This window comes from Neisseria sp. P0008.S004, from assembly GCF_051962755.1.
In the GTDB taxonomy this organism is placed as follows: domain Bacteria; phylum Pseudomonadota; class Gammaproteobacteria; order Burkholderiales; family Neisseriaceae; genus Neisseria; species Neisseria subflava_A.
In genome coordinates this window covers 126087-145018 of sequence record NZ_JBQCUZ010000006.1, presented here as the reverse complement: position 1 = coordinate 145018, position 18932 = coordinate 126087, and the positions used below count along the sequence as shown (strand labels likewise).

General features: G+C 50.4%; 19 protein-coding genes. 16 read left to right on the top strand and 3 right to left on the bottom strand.

Features of this window, described 5'->3' with window-relative positions; translation table 11 throughout:
- Nucleotides 1–184, bottom strand: a 184-nt coding sequence (locus tag ACTHSW_RS08165) for a hypothetical protein (protein ID WP_440373831.1), incomplete at its 3' end; no start/stop codon positions are given.
- Between the two features lie 269 nt (nt 185–453).
- Here ACTHSW_RS08165 and pyrB point away from each other — a divergent pair.
- The 5 genes from pyrB (at nt 454) to ACTHSW_RS08140 (ending at nt 3990) form a co-directional block, all read left to right on the top strand.
- Nucleotides 454–1374: an aspartate carbamoyltransferase gene (gene pyrB, locus ACTHSW_RS08160; protein WP_070461172.1), complete on the top strand. Its 921-nt coding sequence runs from the start codon at nt 454–456 to the stop codon at nt 1372–1374.
- A 10-nt stretch (nt 1375–1384) separates the two neighbouring features.
- Nucleotides 1385–1843, top strand: coding sequence for an aspartate carbamoyltransferase regulatory subunit (gene pyrI / locus ACTHSW_RS08155; protein ID WP_003684689.1), 459 nt, complete (start codon nt 1385–1387; stop codon nt 1841–1843).
- A gap of 190 nt (nt 1844–2033) precedes the next feature.
- Nucleotides 2034–2699 carry a hypothetical protein gene (locus ACTHSW_RS08150; RefSeq protein ID WP_070461175.1) on the top strand — a complete coding sequence of 222 codons (666 nt, stop codon included), beginning with the start codon at nt 2034–2036 and terminating at the stop codon, nt 2697–2699.
- A gap of 275 nt (nt 2700–2974) precedes the next feature.
- Entirely contained in the window at nt 2975–3838 is an 864-nt protein-coding gene (locus ACTHSW_RS08145; RefSeq protein ID WP_070461177.1) for a GNAT family N-acetyltransferase, read from the top strand.
- Nucleotides 3839–3861: 23 nt separating this feature from the next.
- Entirely contained in the window at nt 3862–3990 is a 129-nt protein-coding gene (locus tag ACTHSW_RS08140) for a hypothetical protein (RefSeq protein WP_264081748.1), read from the top strand.
- 65 nt (nt 3991–4055) lie between these two features.
- Here ACTHSW_RS08140 and ACTHSW_RS08135 read toward each other — a convergent pair whose 3' ends face one another.
- A complete protein-coding gene (locus ACTHSW_RS08135; RefSeq protein ID WP_070461180.1) occupies nt 4056–4559 on the bottom strand; it encodes a hypothetical protein in 504 nt (167 codons plus the stop codon).
- A 214-nt stretch (nt 4560–4773) separates the two neighbouring features.
- Between ACTHSW_RS08135 and pyk the strand changes: the two genes are divergently transcribed.
- Together pyk and ACTHSW_RS08125 are read left to right on the top strand one after the other, a co-directional pair.
- The gene (gene pyk, locus ACTHSW_RS08130; protein WP_049337966.1) at nt 4774–6246 is read left to right on the top strand and encodes a pyruvate kinase; all 1473 of its coding nucleotides are present in this window, start codon (nt 4774–4776) and stop codon (nt 6244–6246) included.
- A 176-nt stretch (nt 6247–6422) separates the two neighbouring features.
- Entirely contained in the window at nt 6423–7838 is a 1416-nt protein-coding gene (locus ACTHSW_RS08125) for an OmpP1/FadL family transporter (RefSeq protein WP_070461187.1), read from the top strand.
- Between the two features lie 308 nt (nt 7839–8146).
- Here ACTHSW_RS08125 and ACTHSW_RS08120 read toward each other — a convergent pair whose 3' ends face one another.
- Nucleotides 8147–9412: a LysM peptidoglycan-binding domain-containing protein gene (locus tag ACTHSW_RS08120; protein WP_070461188.1), complete on the bottom strand. Its 1266-nt coding sequence runs from the start codon at nt 9410–9412 to the stop codon at nt 8147–8149.
- A gap of 234 nt (nt 9413–9646) precedes the next feature.
- Between ACTHSW_RS08120 and def the strand changes: the two genes are divergently transcribed.
- From def to dprA, 9 genes are all read left to right on the top strand, one after another.
- On the top strand, nt 9647–10150 hold the full coding sequence (def, locus tag ACTHSW_RS08115) for a peptide deformylase (protein WP_003678675.1): 504 nt from the start codon (nt 9647–9649) through the stop codon (nt 10148–10150).
- Nucleotides 10151–10285: 135 nt separating this feature from the next.
- A complete protein-coding gene (gene fmt, locus ACTHSW_RS08110; RefSeq protein WP_070461191.1) occupies nt 10286–11212 on the top strand; it encodes a methionyl-tRNA formyltransferase in 927 nt (308 codons plus the stop codon).
- Nucleotides 11213–11245: 33 nt separating this feature from the next.
- On the top strand, nt 11246–11764 hold the full coding sequence (locus ACTHSW_RS08105; protein WP_070461194.1) for an O-acetyl-ADP-ribose deacetylase: 519 nt from the start codon (nt 11246–11248) through the stop codon (nt 11762–11764).
- A gap of 46 nt (nt 11765–11810) precedes the next feature.
- A complete protein-coding gene (gene rsmB / locus ACTHSW_RS08100) occupies nt 11811–13070 on the top strand; it encodes a 16S rRNA (cytosine(967)-C(5))-methyltransferase RsmB (protein WP_070461197.1) in 1260 nt (419 codons plus the stop codon).
- A complete protein-coding gene (locus ACTHSW_RS08095) occupies nt 13036–13629 on the top strand; it encodes a DUF4390 domain-containing protein (RefSeq protein WP_107769527.1) in 594 nt (197 codons plus the stop codon). The genes rsmB and ACTHSW_RS08095 overlap by 35 nt, the downstream gene beginning before the upstream one ends.
- Before the next feature lie 3 nt (nt 13630–13632).
- Nucleotides 13633–15759: a sensor histidine kinase gene (locus tag ACTHSW_RS08090; protein WP_070461200.1), complete on the top strand. Its 2127-nt coding sequence runs from the start codon at nt 13633–13635 to the stop codon at nt 15757–15759.
- Entirely contained in the window at nt 15746–17020 is a 1275-nt protein-coding gene (locus ACTHSW_RS08085) for a sigma-54-dependent transcriptional regulator (protein WP_049331243.1), read from the top strand. Before ACTHSW_RS08090 ends, ACTHSW_RS08085 begins: the two co-directional genes overlap by 14 nt.
- 385 nt (nt 17021–17405) lie before the next feature.
- A complete protein-coding gene (locus ACTHSW_RS08080) occupies nt 17406–17642 on the top strand; it encodes a hypothetical protein (protein WP_070461203.1) in 237 nt (78 codons plus the stop codon).
- A 93-nt stretch (nt 17643–17735) separates the two neighbouring features.
- The gene (gene dprA / locus ACTHSW_RS08075; protein ID WP_070461205.1) at nt 17736–18926 is read left to right on the top strand and encodes a DNA-processing protein DprA; all 1191 of its coding nucleotides are present in this window, start codon (nt 17736–17738) and stop codon (nt 18924–18926) included.
- Nucleotides 18927–18932 lie beyond the last annotated feature (6 nt).

The window sequence follows — 18932 nt, the reverse complement described above, 5'->3', positions numbered from 1 at the left end:
AATTGAAGGCGGAGGCGACGGTTTCTCCTGCCGCGCCTAAGGCCGCACAGCCTGCCGTGAAAAAATAAGCCTGACGGACGTTTGTGCCGTATATGCCGCCCAGAGGCTGAACCGTTTGCCGGTTCGGGTTGATGGGCGGCTTTGTATGGGCAGTGGCAATGAAGACTTGGACCAATGGGGGCAATAACTGAAAATACCGAATCCCTGTGCTTGGGTTTCAGCTGTGGAGTACCGAGGGTTATTTTGCAAAGGTATCAGGCCGTCTGAAAACTTGAAAGAATCTGAAAACTTGAAAGAAGCAGCCGTCTGTTAAATATGCGATAATGCGGAAGATTTCATGGGTGTGGTAGAAACATGGTTGTGATTGTCCACTGGGATGATGTTGGGCAACAATGGAATCGGTTTGCTTGAAACGCCCGCCTGTTGCGGGCTTTTTTATGGGAAGGAATGGTCATGCCTAATCCGCTTTATCGGCAACATATTATTTCAATTTCAGATTTGACGACAGAGCAGCTCGAATTGCTGCTTCAGACGGCCTTGAAGTTGAAAAAGCAGCCTCGTGAAGATTTGCTTGAAGGCAAATTGATTGGTTCGTGCTTTTTTGAACCGTCCACCCGTACTCGTTTGTCTTTTGAAACGGCGGTACAGCGTTTGGGTGGGAAAGTTATCGGTTTTTCCGATGGTGCAAATACCAGCGCGAAAAAGGGTGAAACGCTCGCAGATACTGCGAGGATTATTTCCAGCTATACGGATGCGATTATTCAGCGACACCCGAAAGACGGTGCGGCCCGTGTGGCGGCCGAGTTTTCGAGCGTGCCCGTGATTAATGCCGGCGATGGTACCAACCAACATCCGAGTCAGACGCTTTTGGATTTGGTCACGATTTATGAAACACAGGGCAGTTTGAGCAATTTGAAGATTGCGATGGCCGGCGATTTGAAATATGGCCGTACGGTACATTCATTGTGTCAGGCGCTGAAGCGTTGGGGTTGTGAATTTGCGTTTGTTTCCCCTCCCAGCTTGGCAATGCCGGACTATATCACTGAAGAGCTGGAAGAAGCCGGGTGCCCTTATCAAATTTTGCCCGGATTGGAAGAAGCGGTCGAATGGGCGGATATTTTGTACATGACCCGCGTTCAGCGCGAACGTTTTGATGAGCAGGAATTTGCCAAAATTCAGGGTAAATTCAATCTTGATGCGCAAATGTTGGCGAATGCTAAACCCAATTTGCGCGTCTTGCATCCTTTACCGAGGGTAGATGAAATTCATCCGGACGTGGATAAAACACCTCATGCCTATTATTTTGAACAGGCAACCAATGGCGTGTATGCACGGATGGCGATTTTGTCTTTGGTATTGAACGAAGAAGTTTAAGGAGCGAGAGATGGAAAACTCAAAACTCAGCGTTGAAGCGATTGAACAAGGTACGGTAATTGATCATATTCCTGCCGGTAAAGGCTTGGCCATTTTAAGACAGTTTAAGCTGCTGCATTATGGCAGCGCGGTTACAGTCGGCTTTAATTTGCCCAGCAAAACGCAGGGAAGCAAAGACATTATCAAAGTCAGCGGCGTATGGTTGGATGCCAATGCGGCCAACCGTTTGGCTTTATTTGCCCCTGAAGCAGTAGTAAACAAAATCGATCAGTTTAAAGTGATCGACAAACAGCATTTGTCATTGCCGGACGAAATTTCAGAAGTATTCCGCTGCCCGAATACCAATTGTGCCAGTCATGGCGAGCCGGTCATCAGCCGCTTTTATGTCCGTTCACATAATGGTCAGACACGTTTGAAATGCCATTATTGCGAAAAAACCTTCTCGCGTGATTCGGTTGCCGAAGCCTGATAAAATCTCAGGCCGTCTGAAAACACGGCTGTGCGGTTTGAGTTGTCTGCTTGATACATCAGTTTCATAAAAAGCAAGATATTAAGCAAATTGCGTTAAAATTACGTTAAAATAATGCCTTCTGAGTTAATGACATCATTTGCTCAAAAGGCATTATTTTTATAACGCGATACGAAATGTAGGAAAACTTATGCACTCATCCATACAAAGCCGGTTTGCCCCAATTTTATACGTCTTGATTTTCTTTGCCGGATTTTTAGCCGCACAAGTTTGGTTTAATCAGCAAGCCTATTTGGCCAATCTTCCTCTTTTGGTCACAGCCATTTCTGCCGTTGCATTGGTTTGGTTGATTTGGGCCGTCGTATCTGCGCGATCCAAAGCTAAAAGCAAGATGTTGCACCGTGAGCAGCTGATTCAAAAAGAGAGCATTCATCCGGTTTTGCATGCGACGTTGCAGCGTTCTGACGGTCAAACGGATTTATTGGTTTTGGTTGTCCGCAATAGCGGTAAGGGCTTGGCGAAGAATGTACGCTTTGAGGCAGAGCCTTTGCCGGATCACTTGCCGAGCAAGTTGGTTGCCGATGCAGTTATGCGCTTGGAGATGTTTTCCGGCGGTGTGGATATGCTGGCATCGGGCGAATTGTATGGCGGCGTGTTTGCAAGCATGTTGGCGCTGGCTGCCGAATTGCCGGACCAGACATTTGGCGGCGTGTTGAAACTGAAGGCCACTTATGAAAATGCTTTTGGCGATCAATGCACTTCAGAAAGCATTTTGGATTTGAGCATACTGAATTTCAACTTGTCGGAAATTAAATCCGGTGGCGAACAAAAGCCCCGCAAGAAATTGTTGTATTGATATACAAAATATGCAGGCCGTCTGAAACCGAAATACTTGGTTTCAGACGGCCTGTTGTTATTTTTCAAATGATTTTTGAAGAAAAAGAGGCGTATCGGGTATAATAATCAAAGAATTCGAAACGGATTGTCAGGATTGGCAAGCCGTCTCATCATTGTCGTATTTCAAAACCTTACTGATATTTTTTCAATCATCTGTTGCTATGTATCGGAACTTTTTCTGATGTTGGCACTGGCGAAATATTCCTTCAGCCATTTACTTTCAGGAAGCTGCTTATGTTAGTGTGTAATCCTTATGAAGTTGTGATCCATGGTACGACCAGCAAAGGCAAGATTTTCCGACCAAGCGACTGGGCGGAGCGCCTGTGCGGTATTTTGTCTTCCTTCACCAAAGACAACCGCCTTTCCTATTCGAATTGGGTGCGCCCGATTTTGGTGGACAATGTCCGTTGTGTGGCAGTCGATAAAAAACTGGAAGAAGACAATCCGCAAATGTTCCGTTTTTTGATGGATTTTGCAGCGGATAACGATTTGCGCGTGATTGACTGCAAAGCCTTACTCAAAGAGCAGGAAAGCAAGCAGCAGGGCGAAGTGCCGGTCGAGCGCGTTTTGTTGGCGCAGGCGATTGAAGAAAAACATGCAGCCGAGGGTGCGGAAGCGGCTAATGCTCAGCCTGAGCCTCAAGCTGCCGCGCCTGTGGTTGGCGTATTGCGTGAAATTCCGCCGGAAGAAACCGCAACCGCTTTTGCGGCATTGAGCATTTTGCGTTCTTCTTTGACCGATATTCACCGTTTCGTCGAGCAAATCAACGAGCATCAGCGCAAAACCGGCTACCGCCTGCTGGGTATTTTTGAAGAAGGCAAACAAAATGCCGTGGCCGTATGCGGTTTCCATACTGCACATAACTTGGCCAGTGGTTACCATATCCATATTGATGATCTCGTAACCATGCCGCAATGCCGCCAAAAAGGTTATGCTTCACGCTTGTTGGAAGAAGTGCGCAAAATCGGTGCGGAAACCGGCGCGACTAAAATCCATCTGAATGTCCATGTTAACCATGACCGTGCAGGTGCGCATCGTCTCTACTTTAAAAACGGATTTGAAATTTGCGCTTACCATTTCCGTTGCGATCCGAAATAATTTTTGTGGAAAGAAGGAATCCCATGTTGAAGATTTTGACTGCGGCTGTTTTGGCACTGAACTTGGCGGCCTGCGCATCAGGCAGCGGGCAAGGCAGCTCGCAAATGTATGGCGAGATTAAGGCCGGTGTAGAAACCAGCCATCAACGTTGAGATATATAATGACAAGGCCGTCTGAAATAGGTTTTCCTGTTTTAGACGGCCTTTTTGCAGCTTGATTAGAGGGAAGTGGAGGTATCGTCGGTGGCAACAGTCCGATGCAGGCGATACCAATTGTACAGGCGCAAGATGCACAAGAAAGCGATGATGGGCATACAGGCTGCGGTAACCAGATAACGCGGGTTGCTGAAGTTTAAAACATTGTGCCCGGAAAGCAGCGACAAAGCGGCATGCAACCATTCCCACAAAGACGAAATGCTGAATGCCAAAACAGCCAACAGGCCGAGAGTTCGGAAAATGCCGATGGGCAGGATTTGTTGGCGTAATACGGCGCGGTTGAGTTGGAACAAGACAATCAAACCGAAGCCGATAATGCAGACCATGCCGCCGTTGGCGACGATTTGCAGGCTGTTGAAGGCAATGTCGGGCGTAACGGAAATTGTACCGGACTGGTTGGCGGCAGTTTGTTGCAAATTTAAGCCTTGCATGACATTAAGTACGAAACCGTAGATCAGGTCAGCCAAAACGATGCCGATGGGTAGCGGAGTCAAAAAACGTTTCATGGATCAGTTGAGTATTCTATTAGTATGAGTGAGGCCGTCTGAAAAATTAAACATGACGACGTGAGGGTATATTGTATCCGATAGGAAAGTAGGTTAATGCAAAAATAAATTTAGTTTAAGTCAGAAAATGATGTAATTTTACGCCAACATTATTGCATTAAGAGTACAATCTTCTTCATTATCAAACGTGAAATCAACAGGAAAGGACGTTTACATGAGCCAATTGCAACGTGATTTAACCCGTATCAGCCACAATACCAAAATTGTTGCCACACTGGGTCCGGGCAGCAACAATGTACAATTGTTGGAAGACATGATCCGTGTCGGCGGCCTTAATGTCGTCCGTTTCAATTTCAGCCACGGTACGCCGGAGTTTCATGAAGAAAATGCCCGTATCGTACGCGAAGCCGCGAAACGTGCGGGTCAGGAAATCGCCATTCTTGCCGACTTGCAAGGGCCTAAAATCCGTGTCGGTAAAATTGCCGGCGGCAGCATCGAGCTGAATAAAGATGAAACTTTGATTTTGGATGCCGCACTTGAAGGCGAAGGTACACGCGAAGCGGTGGGTTTGGACTACCGTGATTTGCCGAATGACGTCGCTGCCGGCGATGTTTTGTGGCTGGACGACGGCCTGTTGACTTTGACCGTTGAGGCGGTTGAAGGAAGTAAGATTATTACAAGGGTAGAAAACAGCCATGTGCTGAAAAGTAACAAAGGTATCAATAAACGCGGCGGTGGCCTGTCTGCCGGTGCGTTGACCGAAAAAGACTTCCGCGACCTGAAAACGGCGATTGCCATTGGTTGCGACTACTTGGCCATCAGCTTTGTGAAATCTGCCGAAGATTTGCACATCGCACGCGCCAAAGTCGAAGAAGAAATGAAAGGCAGTACAGCCGTACGTCCCGGTTTGGTTTCCAAAATCGAGCGCGTAGAAGCCATTGAAAATCTGGACGAAATCATCCTTGCCAGCGACGGTATTATGGTTGCCCGCGGCGACTTGGCAGTGGAAGTCGGCCATGCCGCCGTACCTGCCCTACAAAAACGCATGATCCGCCGCGCCCGTGAGTTGCGCCGCTTCAGCATTACCGCAACTCAAATGATGGAATCCATGATTACCAACCCTGTACCAACCCGCGCGGAAGTCAGCGACGTGGCCAACGCGGTATTGGACGGTACCGATGCGGTGATGTGTTCCGCCGAAACCGCCGTCGGTGCGTATCCGTTTGAAACCGTCAGCCAAATGGCGATTATTTGTGCGGCTGCGGAAAAAGAACAAGATTCGCTCAACGGCGTTGCCGAACAGGTCGAGTATCCCGAAGCCGTCAGCACCAACTTGGCGATTGCTGGCGGTGCGGTCAGCGTGGCGCGAGCAGTTCACGCCAAAGCCATCGTTGCCCTGACTGAAAGCGGTTCGACCGCCTTCGAAGTCAGCCGCCACAACATCACCCTGCCGATTTTTGCCCTGACGCCGAGTGTTTCAGCGCAACGCCGCATGGCGATGTACCGCGGCGTGCGTCCGTTGATTTTGGCAACCAGTACCGATCACGATACCGCGCTGAACGAAGTGGAAGCCATGCTGGTAGAACACAAAATCCTCCAAAGCGGCGACCAATACATCATCACCAGCGGTTCGCAAATGCGCGAATCCGGTTCGACCAATACGTTGGAAGTGTTGCAGGTTAAATAATTGCAGTGATCCGATGATTGGAAAAGCAGGCTGTTTTAGCCTGCTTTTTTTGTGTAAAAAAAGAAAAGATTAGGCAAAAATAATGATGTAGTATAGAATTGAGTGCCTATACTAAATCAATAAAGGACGTTTCAGACGGCCTTTTTCTTTGTCCGCTACTTTCACGGTAAACCAAAATGATTCATTTCAATCTGAAAAAAACAGCATTTATTTTAAGCGCAGCACTGTTATCTACTGCCGTCCAAGCCTCCGGCTACCACTTCGGCACACAATCCGTTAACGCACAAGGCACGGCCAACGCCGCCGCCGCCGAAGCTGCCGATGCCTCAACCATTTTCTACAATCCGGCCGGTTTGAGCAAAATCGACAGCAGCCAAATTTCCGTCAACGCCAATATCGTTTTCCCAAGCATTCATTATGAGGCGGAATCTGCGAAACACTTCCGCACGGGTGCCGATGTCAGCGGCTCGACCAGCGGCAAAATTACCGAAACCACCGTTGCTCCGCACGTTTATGGCGCGTACAAAGCCAGCGACGATGTAACTTTGGGTTTGGGCGTGTACGTTCCTTTCGGCTCTGCAACCGAATACGAAAAAGATTCCGTGTTGCGCCACAACATCAACAAATTGGGTTTGACCACCATCGCCATCGAGCCGGTAGTCGCATGGAAACTGAATGAGCAGCACGCTGTTGGTGCCGGTTTGATTGCCCAATATTCCAAAGCCGAATTGCGTAAATACTCCGACTGGGATGCTTCCGGCGCCATCAGCCAGTTGGCCAGCGGCTTAGCTTCCCGTCAAGCAGGCCGTCCCGTTGCTGTCGATGCGACCGGCAAAGCTGACGGTCATGCCGATGTAAAAGGCCACGATTGGGGCTTCGGCTATCAACTGGCGTGGATGTGGGACATTAATGACCGCGCACGCGTGGGTGTGAACTATCGTTCCAAAGTATCGCATACGCTGAAAGGCACTGCCGATTGGGAAGCGGACGGCGCATATGCAAAACGCGCTTGGGATTTGGGTGCAATGGCTGCACGCGGTTATGTGCCGAACGAAAAAGCCAGCGTAAAAATCGTTACGCCTGAGTCTTTGTCTGTTCACGGTATGTACCGCGCCACCGACAAAACCAATTTGTTCGGCGATGTGACTTGGACACGCCACAGCCGCTTCAACAAAGCCGAGCTGGTGTTTGAAAACACCAAAAAAGTTGTCAACGGCCAATCCGACCGTACCGTCATTACGCCTAACTGGCGCAACACTTATAAAGTCGCATTCGGTGGCTCTTACCAAGTTACCGAACCATTGCAACTGCGTGCCGGTATCGCTTTCGACAAATCGCCGGTTAAAAGCGCCGAAGACCGCATGAACAGCCTGCCTGACGGTAACCGTATCTGGTTCTCCGTCGGTGCCAAATATCAACTGGGTAAAAACCATGTGATCGATGCGGCGTACAGCCATATCCACATCAATGACACGGTTTACCGCACCGGCAAAGCCAGCGGCAACGACGTGGATAGCCGCGGTGTATCCTCTGCCCGCTTTAAAAACAAAGCGGACATCTTGGGCTTGCAATACACTTACAAATTCAAATAATCGGATTTGAGTGGTGGATAAAAAGGCCGTCTGAAGATTTCAGACGGCCTTTTTGATTGGCAGGAATAGATGGAACAATCAATAGGCAATAAATAGCGTGTTAGGGTTTCCATATTGCTGATTGGAATGGCAGAACGGGAAGACGATAGAAAAGGGGATAGCCGATAAATAGCTGAAGACATGAGGTGTTGTTTGCGCTTTAAGTAACGTGTTACCAATTTTATTTAATGGGCAGCAATCAAAAGGCCGTCTGAAAAACAGGTTTTCAGACAGCCTTTATTTATCGAATCGTTGCTAAAAAAGCCCAATCAGCTGCGGACTTCCAGTTCGATTTCTCTTTCCTGTTCGTCTTCGGCCGGTTTGTCCATGGTTTTTTCATCGGCCATATTGTCCAAATCGCGGCCGGGTTCGGAGGCGGTATCGCCGATGGAAACGCTGTTCAGGCTTTCCAAAATAATGGCGGAGGCCAGATGGTCGGATGTGCGGTACACCATTGCCAAACCGATTTCTTCCGCCGGAATGGAAACCAATTCAACCGTATCTTTGTCTTTCGGCTTGCGAATCAGGTTGTTGGACAGATTGACACGGACTTGGCGGCCGCGTTTGTAGAGGCTGACCACCGTGCCTTTGTCCAAGCCGTCGAGTTCACCTTTATCCAAAGTAATGGTTTGGAACTGGCCGGCTTCGCCCACGCCGTCGAAGATGGAAACGACTTTGGCCTGAATCGGACGGGCAGGGGCGTGAGGCATCACGTTGAAGCTGTCGAGGCCTTCGGGCAGTTTCAGCAGATAGTCGTCTTTGCGGATTTCGGAAACGGCTTCTTCGATAACCAAAGGTTGCGCGGACTGGGTGCGCAGCTTCATGACTTTGTTGACTTGGGTGTAATACTCGTTGCTTTTGAGTTTTTCGTCAGAAGCGCGGGTACGGTGTTCCAAGGCGGAGTCGGTGTAAGGCAGCGTGTTGGCGATGCCGCTGAACACGACTTCTTGGCCGAGGAATTTGCCGGTTTCCGGGTCGGTGATGTTTTTATTGACGCGGTAGGTCAGGTAGCGGCCGGGTTCGGTCAGGCCGTATGCGTACACGCGGTTGCCTTGCGTGTAGAGGACGCGGTTGTCGGGGCCTGCAATCAGGCGCGGCGTGTTGGCGGTTTCTTCTGGAGCGATAATCTGCGGATGTTTCATGAACATGCGATAGAGATTGACGTTGACGGTCGGAATACCGTAGCCGGAAGTTTCGCGTACGCGCGGATGCAGTTTGATCACGGGAATGCCGTCTGAACGGGTTTGAGTGTGTTCAAAACCCAGTCGCGGCTGGCCGTTGACGTAGCGTAAAACCAACACCTGACCCGGATAGATCAGATGTGGATTGCGGATGGCGTTGCGGTTGGCGCCCCAAAGGCGGTTCCATTGCCATGGGCTGTACAGATATTTGCCGGAAATACCCCACAAGGTATCGCCGTTTTTAACGACGTAGCGTTGCGGCGCATTGGGGCGGATTTTTAAAGAAGCTGCCTGAGTGTGGGCAGAAATAGCCATGCCTGCCATGCAAAGCAGGGTTATAATACGTTGTTGCATAACCGTTCCCCTTGAAATCGATTCGGTTTGTCTTCAGATGATAAACAGAGAAGGCTGGAGTTTGCGAGACTGCCGCCCATTCATCAATACGATAACGAACGGCCTTCGTCGCGCTATCTTAACATTTTTCGGCGTTATTTTAGCATTGAATGTTGCTGTCATGACAGGAGATTGTGGCGGCGGAAACCAAATCTGTATGAAAATCACACATCAGCTTTATAAAACGAGAATATTATGGCTTTACTGAACATCCTCCAATACCCTGACGAACGGTTGCACACGGTCGCCAAACCTGTTGAAAAAATCGATGAGCGCATCCAGACATTGGTTGCCGATATGTTTGAAACCATGTACGAAGCACGCGGTATCGGCTTGGCGGCCACTCAGGTCGACGTACACGAGCGCATCGTCGTGATGGATTTAACCGAAGACCGCAGCGAGCCGCGCGTGTTCATCAATCCCGTCATTGTCGAAAAAGACGGCGAGACGACTTACGAAGAAGGCTGTCTGTCCGTGCCGGGCATTTACGATACCGTAACCCGTGCCGAGCGCGTCAAAGTTGAAGCTTTGAACGAAAAAGGCGAGAAATTCACGCTGGAAGCAGACGGCCTGCTGGCAATCTGCGTGCAGCACGAATTGGACCACCTGATGGGCATCGTGTTTGTCGAACACCTGTCGCAGCTGAAACAAGGCCGCATCAAAACCAAACTGAAAAAACGTCAGAAACACACCATCTGACCTAAGCATCGCTTAAAGGCCGTCTGAAAAGACAAAACAGAAGGCAGACTTCGGTTTTCAATCTTTCAGACGGCCTTTTCAGCTGAAACAGTTTGCCCAACGCGCCCATTCAAACCATTTCCACAAGGACACAACATGAAAGTTATCTTTGCCGGTACACCCGATTTTGCCGCCGCCGCCTTGAAAGCCATCGCCGCCGCAGGTTTTGAAATTCCGCTGGTGTTGACCCAGCCCGACCGCCCAAAAGGCCGCGGCATGCAGTTGACCGCATCGCCGGTCAAACAGGCTGCCTTGGAATTGGGTTTGACCGTGGCGCAGCCGGAAAAGTTGCGCAATAACGCCGAAGCCCTGCAAATGCTCAAAGATACGGGCGCGGATGTGATGGTGGTGGCCGCGTATGGCTTGATTTTGCCGCAGGATGTGTTGGATACGCCCAAATACGGCTGCCTTAATATCCACGCTTCGTTGTTGCCCCGTTGGCGCGGCGCAGCGCCGATTCAACGTGCGATTGAAGCCGGCGATGCCGAAACCGGCGTGTGCATCATGCAGATGGACATCGGCTTGGATACCGGCGATGTGGTCAGCGAACACCGCTACGCCATTCAACCTACGGATACCGCCAACGAAGTGCATGACGCACTGATGGGTTTGGGTGCCGAAGCGATTGTTGCCGACTTACAGCGTCTGCAGGCGGAAGGCCGTCTGAACGCGGTCAAACAGCCTGAAGAAGGCGTTACCTACGCCCAAAAATTAAGCAAAGAAGAAGCGCGTATCGATTGGAACGAAAGCGCGGACATTATCGAACGCAAAATCCGCGCCTTTAACCCTGTACCTGCCGCGTGGGTCGAGTATCAAGGCAAACCGATGAAAATCTGGCGTGCAGAAGTCGTGGTCAAACAGGGTGAGGCAGGCGAAGTGTTGTCTTGCACTTCAGACGGCCTGCTGGTGGCGTGCGGTGAAAATGCGCTGAACATCACCGAATTGCAGCCTTCCGGCAGCAAACGCATGAGCATACAGGCATTTGCGGCAGGTCGGACGATTGAAGTCGGAACGGTTTTGTAACAGTCTGGAAATCAACGTAGAGGAAAGAAGACAATGGCTGTTTTTGAAGTGGTCGAGGGCGATATTACCCGATTGGCAGTCGATGTGATTGTCAATGCCGCCAATTCATCGCTGTTGGGCGGTGGCGGCGTAGACGGTGCAATACACCGCGCCGCGGGCAAAGAGCTGCTGGACGAGTGCCGCACTTTGGGCGGTTGCCGCACAGGCGAAGCCAAAATAACCAAAGGCTACCGTTTGCCTGCACGTTTTGTCATCCACACGGTCGGGCCGGTATGGTTTGGCGGAAAACAAAATGAAGAGGCCAAATTGGCACAATCCTACGCCAATTCCTTGCTGCTTGCCCAGAAACACGATCTCCACAGCATCGCCTTTCCGTGCATCAGCACCGGTGTGTACCGCTTCCCGGCCGAAGCCGCCGCGCGTATCGCTTTGGAGAGTTTGAAACAAACCCTGCCGCGATGTCCGGCAGTGGAAAAAATCATCTTCTGCTGTTTTTCCAAAAAAGATGCCGAATATTATCGGGCATTGCTGGCTGCCGAACAGGCCGTCTGAAATCCGCCGAACACTTGAAATCAAATATAAATCAGAAAGCAAAAATATGAGTATGTCCCTCGCCCAAAAACTGGCCGCCGACAGCGTTGCCGCAGTTGCCGAAGGGCGCAATCTTCAGGATGTTTTGGCGGAAATCCGTGCGGCGCATCCGCAGCTGACGGCGCAGGAACACGGCGCGTTGCAGGATATTGCCTACGGTTGCCAACGTTATTTGGGCAGTTTGAAGCACATGCTTGGTCAAATGCTGAAGAAGCCGATTGACAATCCGCAGCTCGAAAGCCTGCTTTTGGCGGCGATGTACCAACTACATTACACGCGTAATGCCCCTCATGCCGTGGTCAATGAGGCGGTGGAAAGTATTGCCAAAATCGGCCGCGGCCAGTTCCGCTCGTTTGCCAACGCGATTTTGCGCCGCTTTTTACGTGAACGTGACAAACTCGCGGCTTCCTGCAAAAAAGACGATGTGGCGAAACACAATTTGCCTCTGTGGTGGGTGGCTTACTTGAGAAACCATTATCCGAAACATTGGCACAACATTACCACTGCGCTGCAATCTCATCCGCCGATGACTTTGCGCGTCAACCGCCAACACGGCAATGCCGAAAGCTATTTGGAAAAACTGGCTGCGGAAGGTATTGCGGCCAGGGCTTTGGACGAATACGCCGTGATGATGGAAGAAGCCGTGCCGGTAAGCCGCCTGCCCGGTTTTTCAGACGGCCTGGTATCGGTGCAGGATTTTGGTGCGCAACGTGCTGCCTATTTATTGAACCCGAAAGACGGCGAACGCATTCTCGATGCCTGTGCAGCGCCGGGCGGTAAGACGGGTCATATCTTGGAACTGGCAGATTGTCATGTTACCGCTTTGGATATAGATGAGGGCCGTCTGAACAGGGTGAAGAGCAATCTTGACCGTTTAGGCTTTCAAACGGCCTCTTTGACTTGTGCCGATGCGCAGGACTTGACAGCGTGGTATGATGGCAAGGCCTTTGACGCTGTTTTGGCCGATGTGCCGTGTACCGCTTCGGGCGTGGCGCGCCGCAACCCCGACGTCAAATGGCTGCGCCGACCGACCGATGCCGTCAAAACCGCACGCCAACAGGAAGCATTATTAGACGCGCTGTGGCAGACCCTGACGAAAAACGGCAGGATGTTGCTGGCTACCTGCTCGGTCTTTGTCGAAGAAAACGACGGTCAGTTGCAAAAATTCCTTAACCGCCATGCCGATGCCGAGTTGATCGAATCGCATGTGCTTTTACCGAACAAACATCAAGATGGCTTTTATTACGCGCTTATTAAAAAGCAGTAAAACGCTGATTGTACCGCTCTTGCTCGCCGTGTCGTTGAATGCGGCGGGCGAGGGCATCAGTGCGACCCGTGCCGAGGCAAAGCTGACCCATGCCGGACAGCTTTCTGTCAGCAGCCGTTTCCGCACCGACCTGCCCGACCAGCTTAAAGAAGCACTCAAACAGGGCGTCCCCCTGCATTTTAATTTGAGTTGGCAGCTGTCAGCGCCGTCCATGTCGTCTTATAAATTCAAGTTCGACCAGCTGCTCAACAACGACAGCACGATTCAATACAAATTGTCCTTCCATCCGCTGACCAACCGTTATCGCGTTACCGTCGGTACGTTTTCTACCGAGTACGACACGCTTGAAACTGCCTTGCGCGCAGTGGGCGCGGTCGCGAATTGGAAGGTTTTGTCCAAAGGCGCGCTGAGTGATGTGGCCGCCAAAGATACGAAGGCTGAAATCCGCCTGCTGCTGACAACCGCCAAGCTGCCCAAACCGTTCCAAATCAATGCCCTGACGTCTAAAAACTGGCATTTGGATTCCGGTTGGAAGTCCTTGTCGGTTTCGCAGGAGTAAGCCATGCGCCGCTTTCTTCTGATTGCCGCCGTATTTTCCGTTGTTTTGCTATACGGTTTGACTGTTGCAACGGGTAGCAGCAGCGTATTGTCCGATTACTTCTGGTGGATTGTTGCTTTGTGTGGCTTGCTGTTGCTGGTGTTGGCGGCGGTGTTGGTACGCTATGTCGTGCTTTTGATGCGCGACAACAGCAAAAGCGTGTTCGGCTCGCAGATTGCGCGTCGGCTGTCGGGGATGTTTACTTTGGTTGCCGTATTGCCGGGCGTGTTTCTGTTCGGTATTTCCGCCCAGTTTATTAACGGTACGATTAATTCTTGGTTTGGCAACGATACCCATGAGGCTCTAGAGCGCAGCTTAAATTTGAGCAAATCCGCGCTGAACTTGGCGGTGGACAACGCTGTCAGCAACGCCACGCCGGTGCAGATCGACTTAATCAGCGCCGCTTCGCTGGACGGCAACTTAGGGCAAGCGCTGGCAAAATCCGCGCTTACTGCCGACTTTGCCCAGCTGGCGCTTTATAACGCGACTACCCATAAAGCCGAGAAAAGCATCAATCCCTTGAAACTAAATCAACCTGAGCTTAACAAAGAAGGATGGGAGCAACTGGAGCAGACCGGCTCGGTGCGTAGCTTGGAAAACATCGGCGGCGTGCTGTATGCTCAAGGCTGGATGCTGATCGGTACGCATAAAAATCAGGATTATGCGTTGTTTTTTCGGCAGCCGATTCCGAAAGATGTTGCCCAAGACGCGACGCTGATTGAAGCGGCCCGCGCCAAATACGCCGAGCTGAGTTATACCAAAAAAGGCCTGCAAACCTTTTTCCTGTCCACGTTGTTGGTCGCAACATTGTTGGCCATTTTTTTGGCGCTGGTGATGGCTTTGTATTTTGCCCGCCGTTTTGTGGCACCGGTATTGTCGTTGGCAGAGGGCGCGCGGGCGGTGGCTCAGGGCGACTTCAGCCAGACCCGGCCGGTATTCCGCAATGACGAGTTCGGACGTTTGACCCAGTTGTTCAACCACATGACCGAGCAATTATCGATTGCCAAAGAGGCGGACGAGCGCAACCGTTTGCGCGAAGAAGCCGCCCGCCATTATTTGGAATGCGTGTTGGAAAGTTTGACCACGGGCGTGATTACTTTGGATGCCGATGGCCGTCTGAAAACCTTTAACAAGGCTGCCGAACAGATTTTGGGCGTTTCGCTGGTGTCTTTGTGGGGTAGCAACTGGCATCAATGGCACGGCAAATCGCCGCAGCAAACCCTGTTAGCCGATGTGTTTGCCGCCATCAATGAAACCGCCGACAGCGACAAACCCGTCCAAGTCGAATATGCCGCGCCTGACGATGCCCGAATCTTGTTGGGTAAGGCCACCATTCTGCCGGAAGACAACGATAACGGCGTGGTGATGGTGATTGATGACATTACCGTCTTGATACGGGCGCAAAAAGAGGCCGCATGGGGCGAAGTGGCGAAACGGTTGGCGCACGAAATCCGCAATCCGCTCACGCCTATCCAGCTTTCCGCCGAGAGATTGGCATGGAAATTGCATGATAAACTTGATGAACAAGACGCCCAAATCCTCAGCCGTTCAACCGATACTATCGTCAAACAGGTTGCCGCGTTGAAAGAAATGGTCGAAGCGTTCCGCAACTATGCACGTGCGCCGTCGCTGAATTTAGAAAAACAAGATTTAAACGGTTTGGTGTCGGAAGTATTGGTATTATATGAGGCCGACGCGTGCAAGTTTAATGCACGGCTCAGCGCCGATGCCCTGCCGATTGTTGCCGATACGACGACGATGCGCCAAGTGTTGCATAACCTATTTAAGAATGCCGCAGAAGCGGCAGAGTCGGACGAAGCGCCTCAAGTAAACGTCGAAACAGGGCGCGAAGGCGGACAGGTTTTCCTGACCGTCTGCAATAACGGTAAAAGTTTCAGCAAAGAAATGCTGCACAATGCTTTTGAGCCGTACGTTACCGACAAACCGACAGGAACGGGGCTGGGCTTGCCCGTTGTGAAAAAAATTATTGAGGAGCATGGCGGCCGTATCAGCCTGAGCAATCAGAACAGCGGCGGCGCGTGCGTCAAAATAGCTTTACCGGAAATGGCAGAAACTTATGCGAAGCAGTGATATTTTGATTGTAGATGATGAAGTAGGCATCCGCGACCTGCTCTCCGAAATCCTTCAAGACGAAGGCTATACCGTCACTTTAGCCGAAAATGCCGAAGAAGCGCGCCAATTGCGTTATCAAACGCGTCCGGCCATGGTGTTGCTGGACATTTGGATGCCCGATTGCGACGGCATCACTTTGTTGAAAGAGTGGGCGAAAAACGGCCAACTCAATATGCCTGTTGTTATGATGAGCGGTCATGCCAGCATTGACACCGCGGTTGAAGCCACTAAAATCGGCGCGCTCGATTTTCTGGAAAAACCGATTGCCCTGCAAAAACTCTTGTCTGCGGTAGAACGCGCCTTGAAACATGGCGAAGTTCAGACGGCCTCCGGCATGACTTTGGACAAACTGGGCAACAGCCCGGTTATTCAAGAAATGAACGGCAGCATTGAAGCGGCCGCCAAACACAATCGCCCGCTGTTGTTGGCCGGTGAGGCAGGCTCGCCGTTTGAAATTGTCGCCCGCTATCTGCACAAAAGCGGTACGCCTTGGGTGGCAACCGACCGTGTCGAACACATTGTCGATACGCCGTTGGAGTTGTTGCAAAAAGCATCGGGCGGTATTTTGTATGTCGGCGATATTGCCCGTTACAGCAAAAATATCCAAAACGGCATTGCTTTCTTGCTTGAAAAAGCCGACCGCTACAATGTCCGTGTGATTGCTTCATGCGGCTTTAAACGCGGTGAGAGCGCTGATGACGTCGTTGCCGGCCGACTGGCGGAGCTGTTGAAAGAGTGCATCAATGTTCCTTCTTTGCGCAGCCAACCGGACGATATCGTCTTTTTAATCAACCGCATCATGACCGATTTGGCCGAAAGTCAAAAAATCCAGCCGGTAAAATTCAGCGATAGCGCGTTGGTGGTTTTGCGCCAATACGATTGGCCGGGCAATTACGACCAGCTTGCCGAAACAGTGAAAAACATCATGTTGGAATCGGACGGCAAAGAAGTGGACGATCAGGCTGTTGCCGTGGCTTTGGGTCAGAAGGAAAACGCGACGGCGACAGAAATCATCGGTGGCTTCAATTTCAATATGCCTTTGCGCGAATTGAGGGAAGAAGTCGAGCGCCGCTACTTTGAGTACCACATCGCCCAAGAAGGCCAAAATATGAGCCGCGTGGCGCAAAAGGTCGGTTTGGAGCGTACACACCTTTACCGCAAACTCAAACAACTCGGTATCAGCGTATCGCGCCGCAGCGCCGACAAATCCGAAGAATAAGCGCAATATCGGTTCAAACACAATAGAGGCCGTCTGAAAGCCATCAGGTTTTTCAGACGGCATCGTCATTTGACGGTTTGCTTAGGCAAGCAATACTTTATAAAAATAATGATATGGCTCGGCATTGTTATTTTGCCTTTTAAGCCGAAAGAATACGAAAGTCGGCAAAACTGCTCAGATTACAACTGAGTCGGAAAAACACTATACATTGATTATGTCTGAATCGATGCATCAAGAATTGAAAAATTATTGTGCTCAACATGGTATTTCTTTGAAAGATTTTGTCATTCAGGCAATTCAAAATGAAATGCAGCAGTAATGGCTAAAACATAAAGATGTAAATATGCTTTAATGTAAAGATGTACTTTTGAAAAGGAGTTATCCAATGTTAGGACATTTTGATTATGAAGTAGCTTTAGAGATTTTAGGCCAAAGTCAGCAGTCTTTAGTTCAGGCTCGCTATGATGAATACAATAAAGAAAACCCAAATCCGGAGCTTTTGAAATTTCTACGTAGCCGTATGGCCGTTGTAGATGAGCTAATGGATAACTTAAAACCTGATGATGAATATCTGATTAATCGTATATTGGATAAAAATGATGTTCTGAGAAAGTTACTGTGATGGGTAACTAAAGCTTTATATTAATAAAATATTCAGACGGCCTTTATTTACTTCGGGCCGTCTGAAAAAACATTACGAAAAGGGAACAGATTGATGACGGAAAACGAGCGTTTTGCTTGGTTGCAACTGGCATTTACGCCCTATATCGGCGCAGAAAGTTTTTTGGTGCTGTTGCAGCAATTCGGTAGCGCACAAGCTGCCTTGAATGCGCCGGCAGATACAATTGCCGCGTTGGTGCGCCATAAACAGGCAGTCGAGTCGTGGCGTAATGCAGACAAACGGGCTTTGGCGCAGCAGTCAGCTGAAGCCGCTTTAAAATGGGAAATGCAGGACGGTTGCCGTCTGTTGCTGCTGCAAGATGATGATTTCCCCGAAATGCTGACACAAGGTATTACCGCGCCGCCGGTTTTGTTTTTACGCGGCAATGCAGAGTTGTTGCACACATCTTCTGCCGCGATTGTCGGCAGCCGCCATGCCACGCCGCAGGCAATGCGGATTGCCAAAGATTTCGGCAGGGCGTTGAGCGAAAAAGGCATTCCCGTCGTATCGGGTATGGCTTCGGGTATCGATACCGCCGCCCATCAGGGGGCATTGCAGGCAGATGGCGGCACCATCGCCGTCTGGGGAACCGGTATAGACCGCATTTATCCGCCGTCCAATAAAAACCTTGCTTATGAAATTGCTGAAAAAGGATTGATTGTCAGCGAGTTCCCTTTGGACACGCGTCCGTTTGCAGGCAACTTTCCGCGCCGCAACCGTCTGATTGCCGCGTTATCGCAGCTGACCTTGGTGGTTGAAGCGGCATTGGAATCCGGCTCATTGATTACCGCCAAGTTGGCGGCGGAGATGGGGCGCGAAGTGATGGCGGTGCCCGGTTCGATAGACAATCCGCACAGCAAAGGCTGTCACAAGCTGATTAAAGACGGGGCAAAACTGGTGGAATGTCTGGACGATATTCTCCATGAGTGTCCGCAGCTATTGCAAAATACGCCTGTTCCATCATATTCTATAAATAAGACGGTAAAACTGAAAAACGATCGAACCAAACATCTGCAACAAAAAACAATAGCGGATGAACCGCAAAGGCCGTCTGAAAACCTATCTGCCGCCCCATCAACAAGCGCTTTATTGGAAGCAATGGGTTACGACCCGATACACCCCGATATTTTGGCGCAACAAACCAATACGGCAGCGGCAGACGTGTACGCACAGCTTTTGGAATACGAACTTGACGGTATTGTTGCCGCCTTACCGGGCGGCCGTTATCAGCGTGTCAAAGCATAAATTATC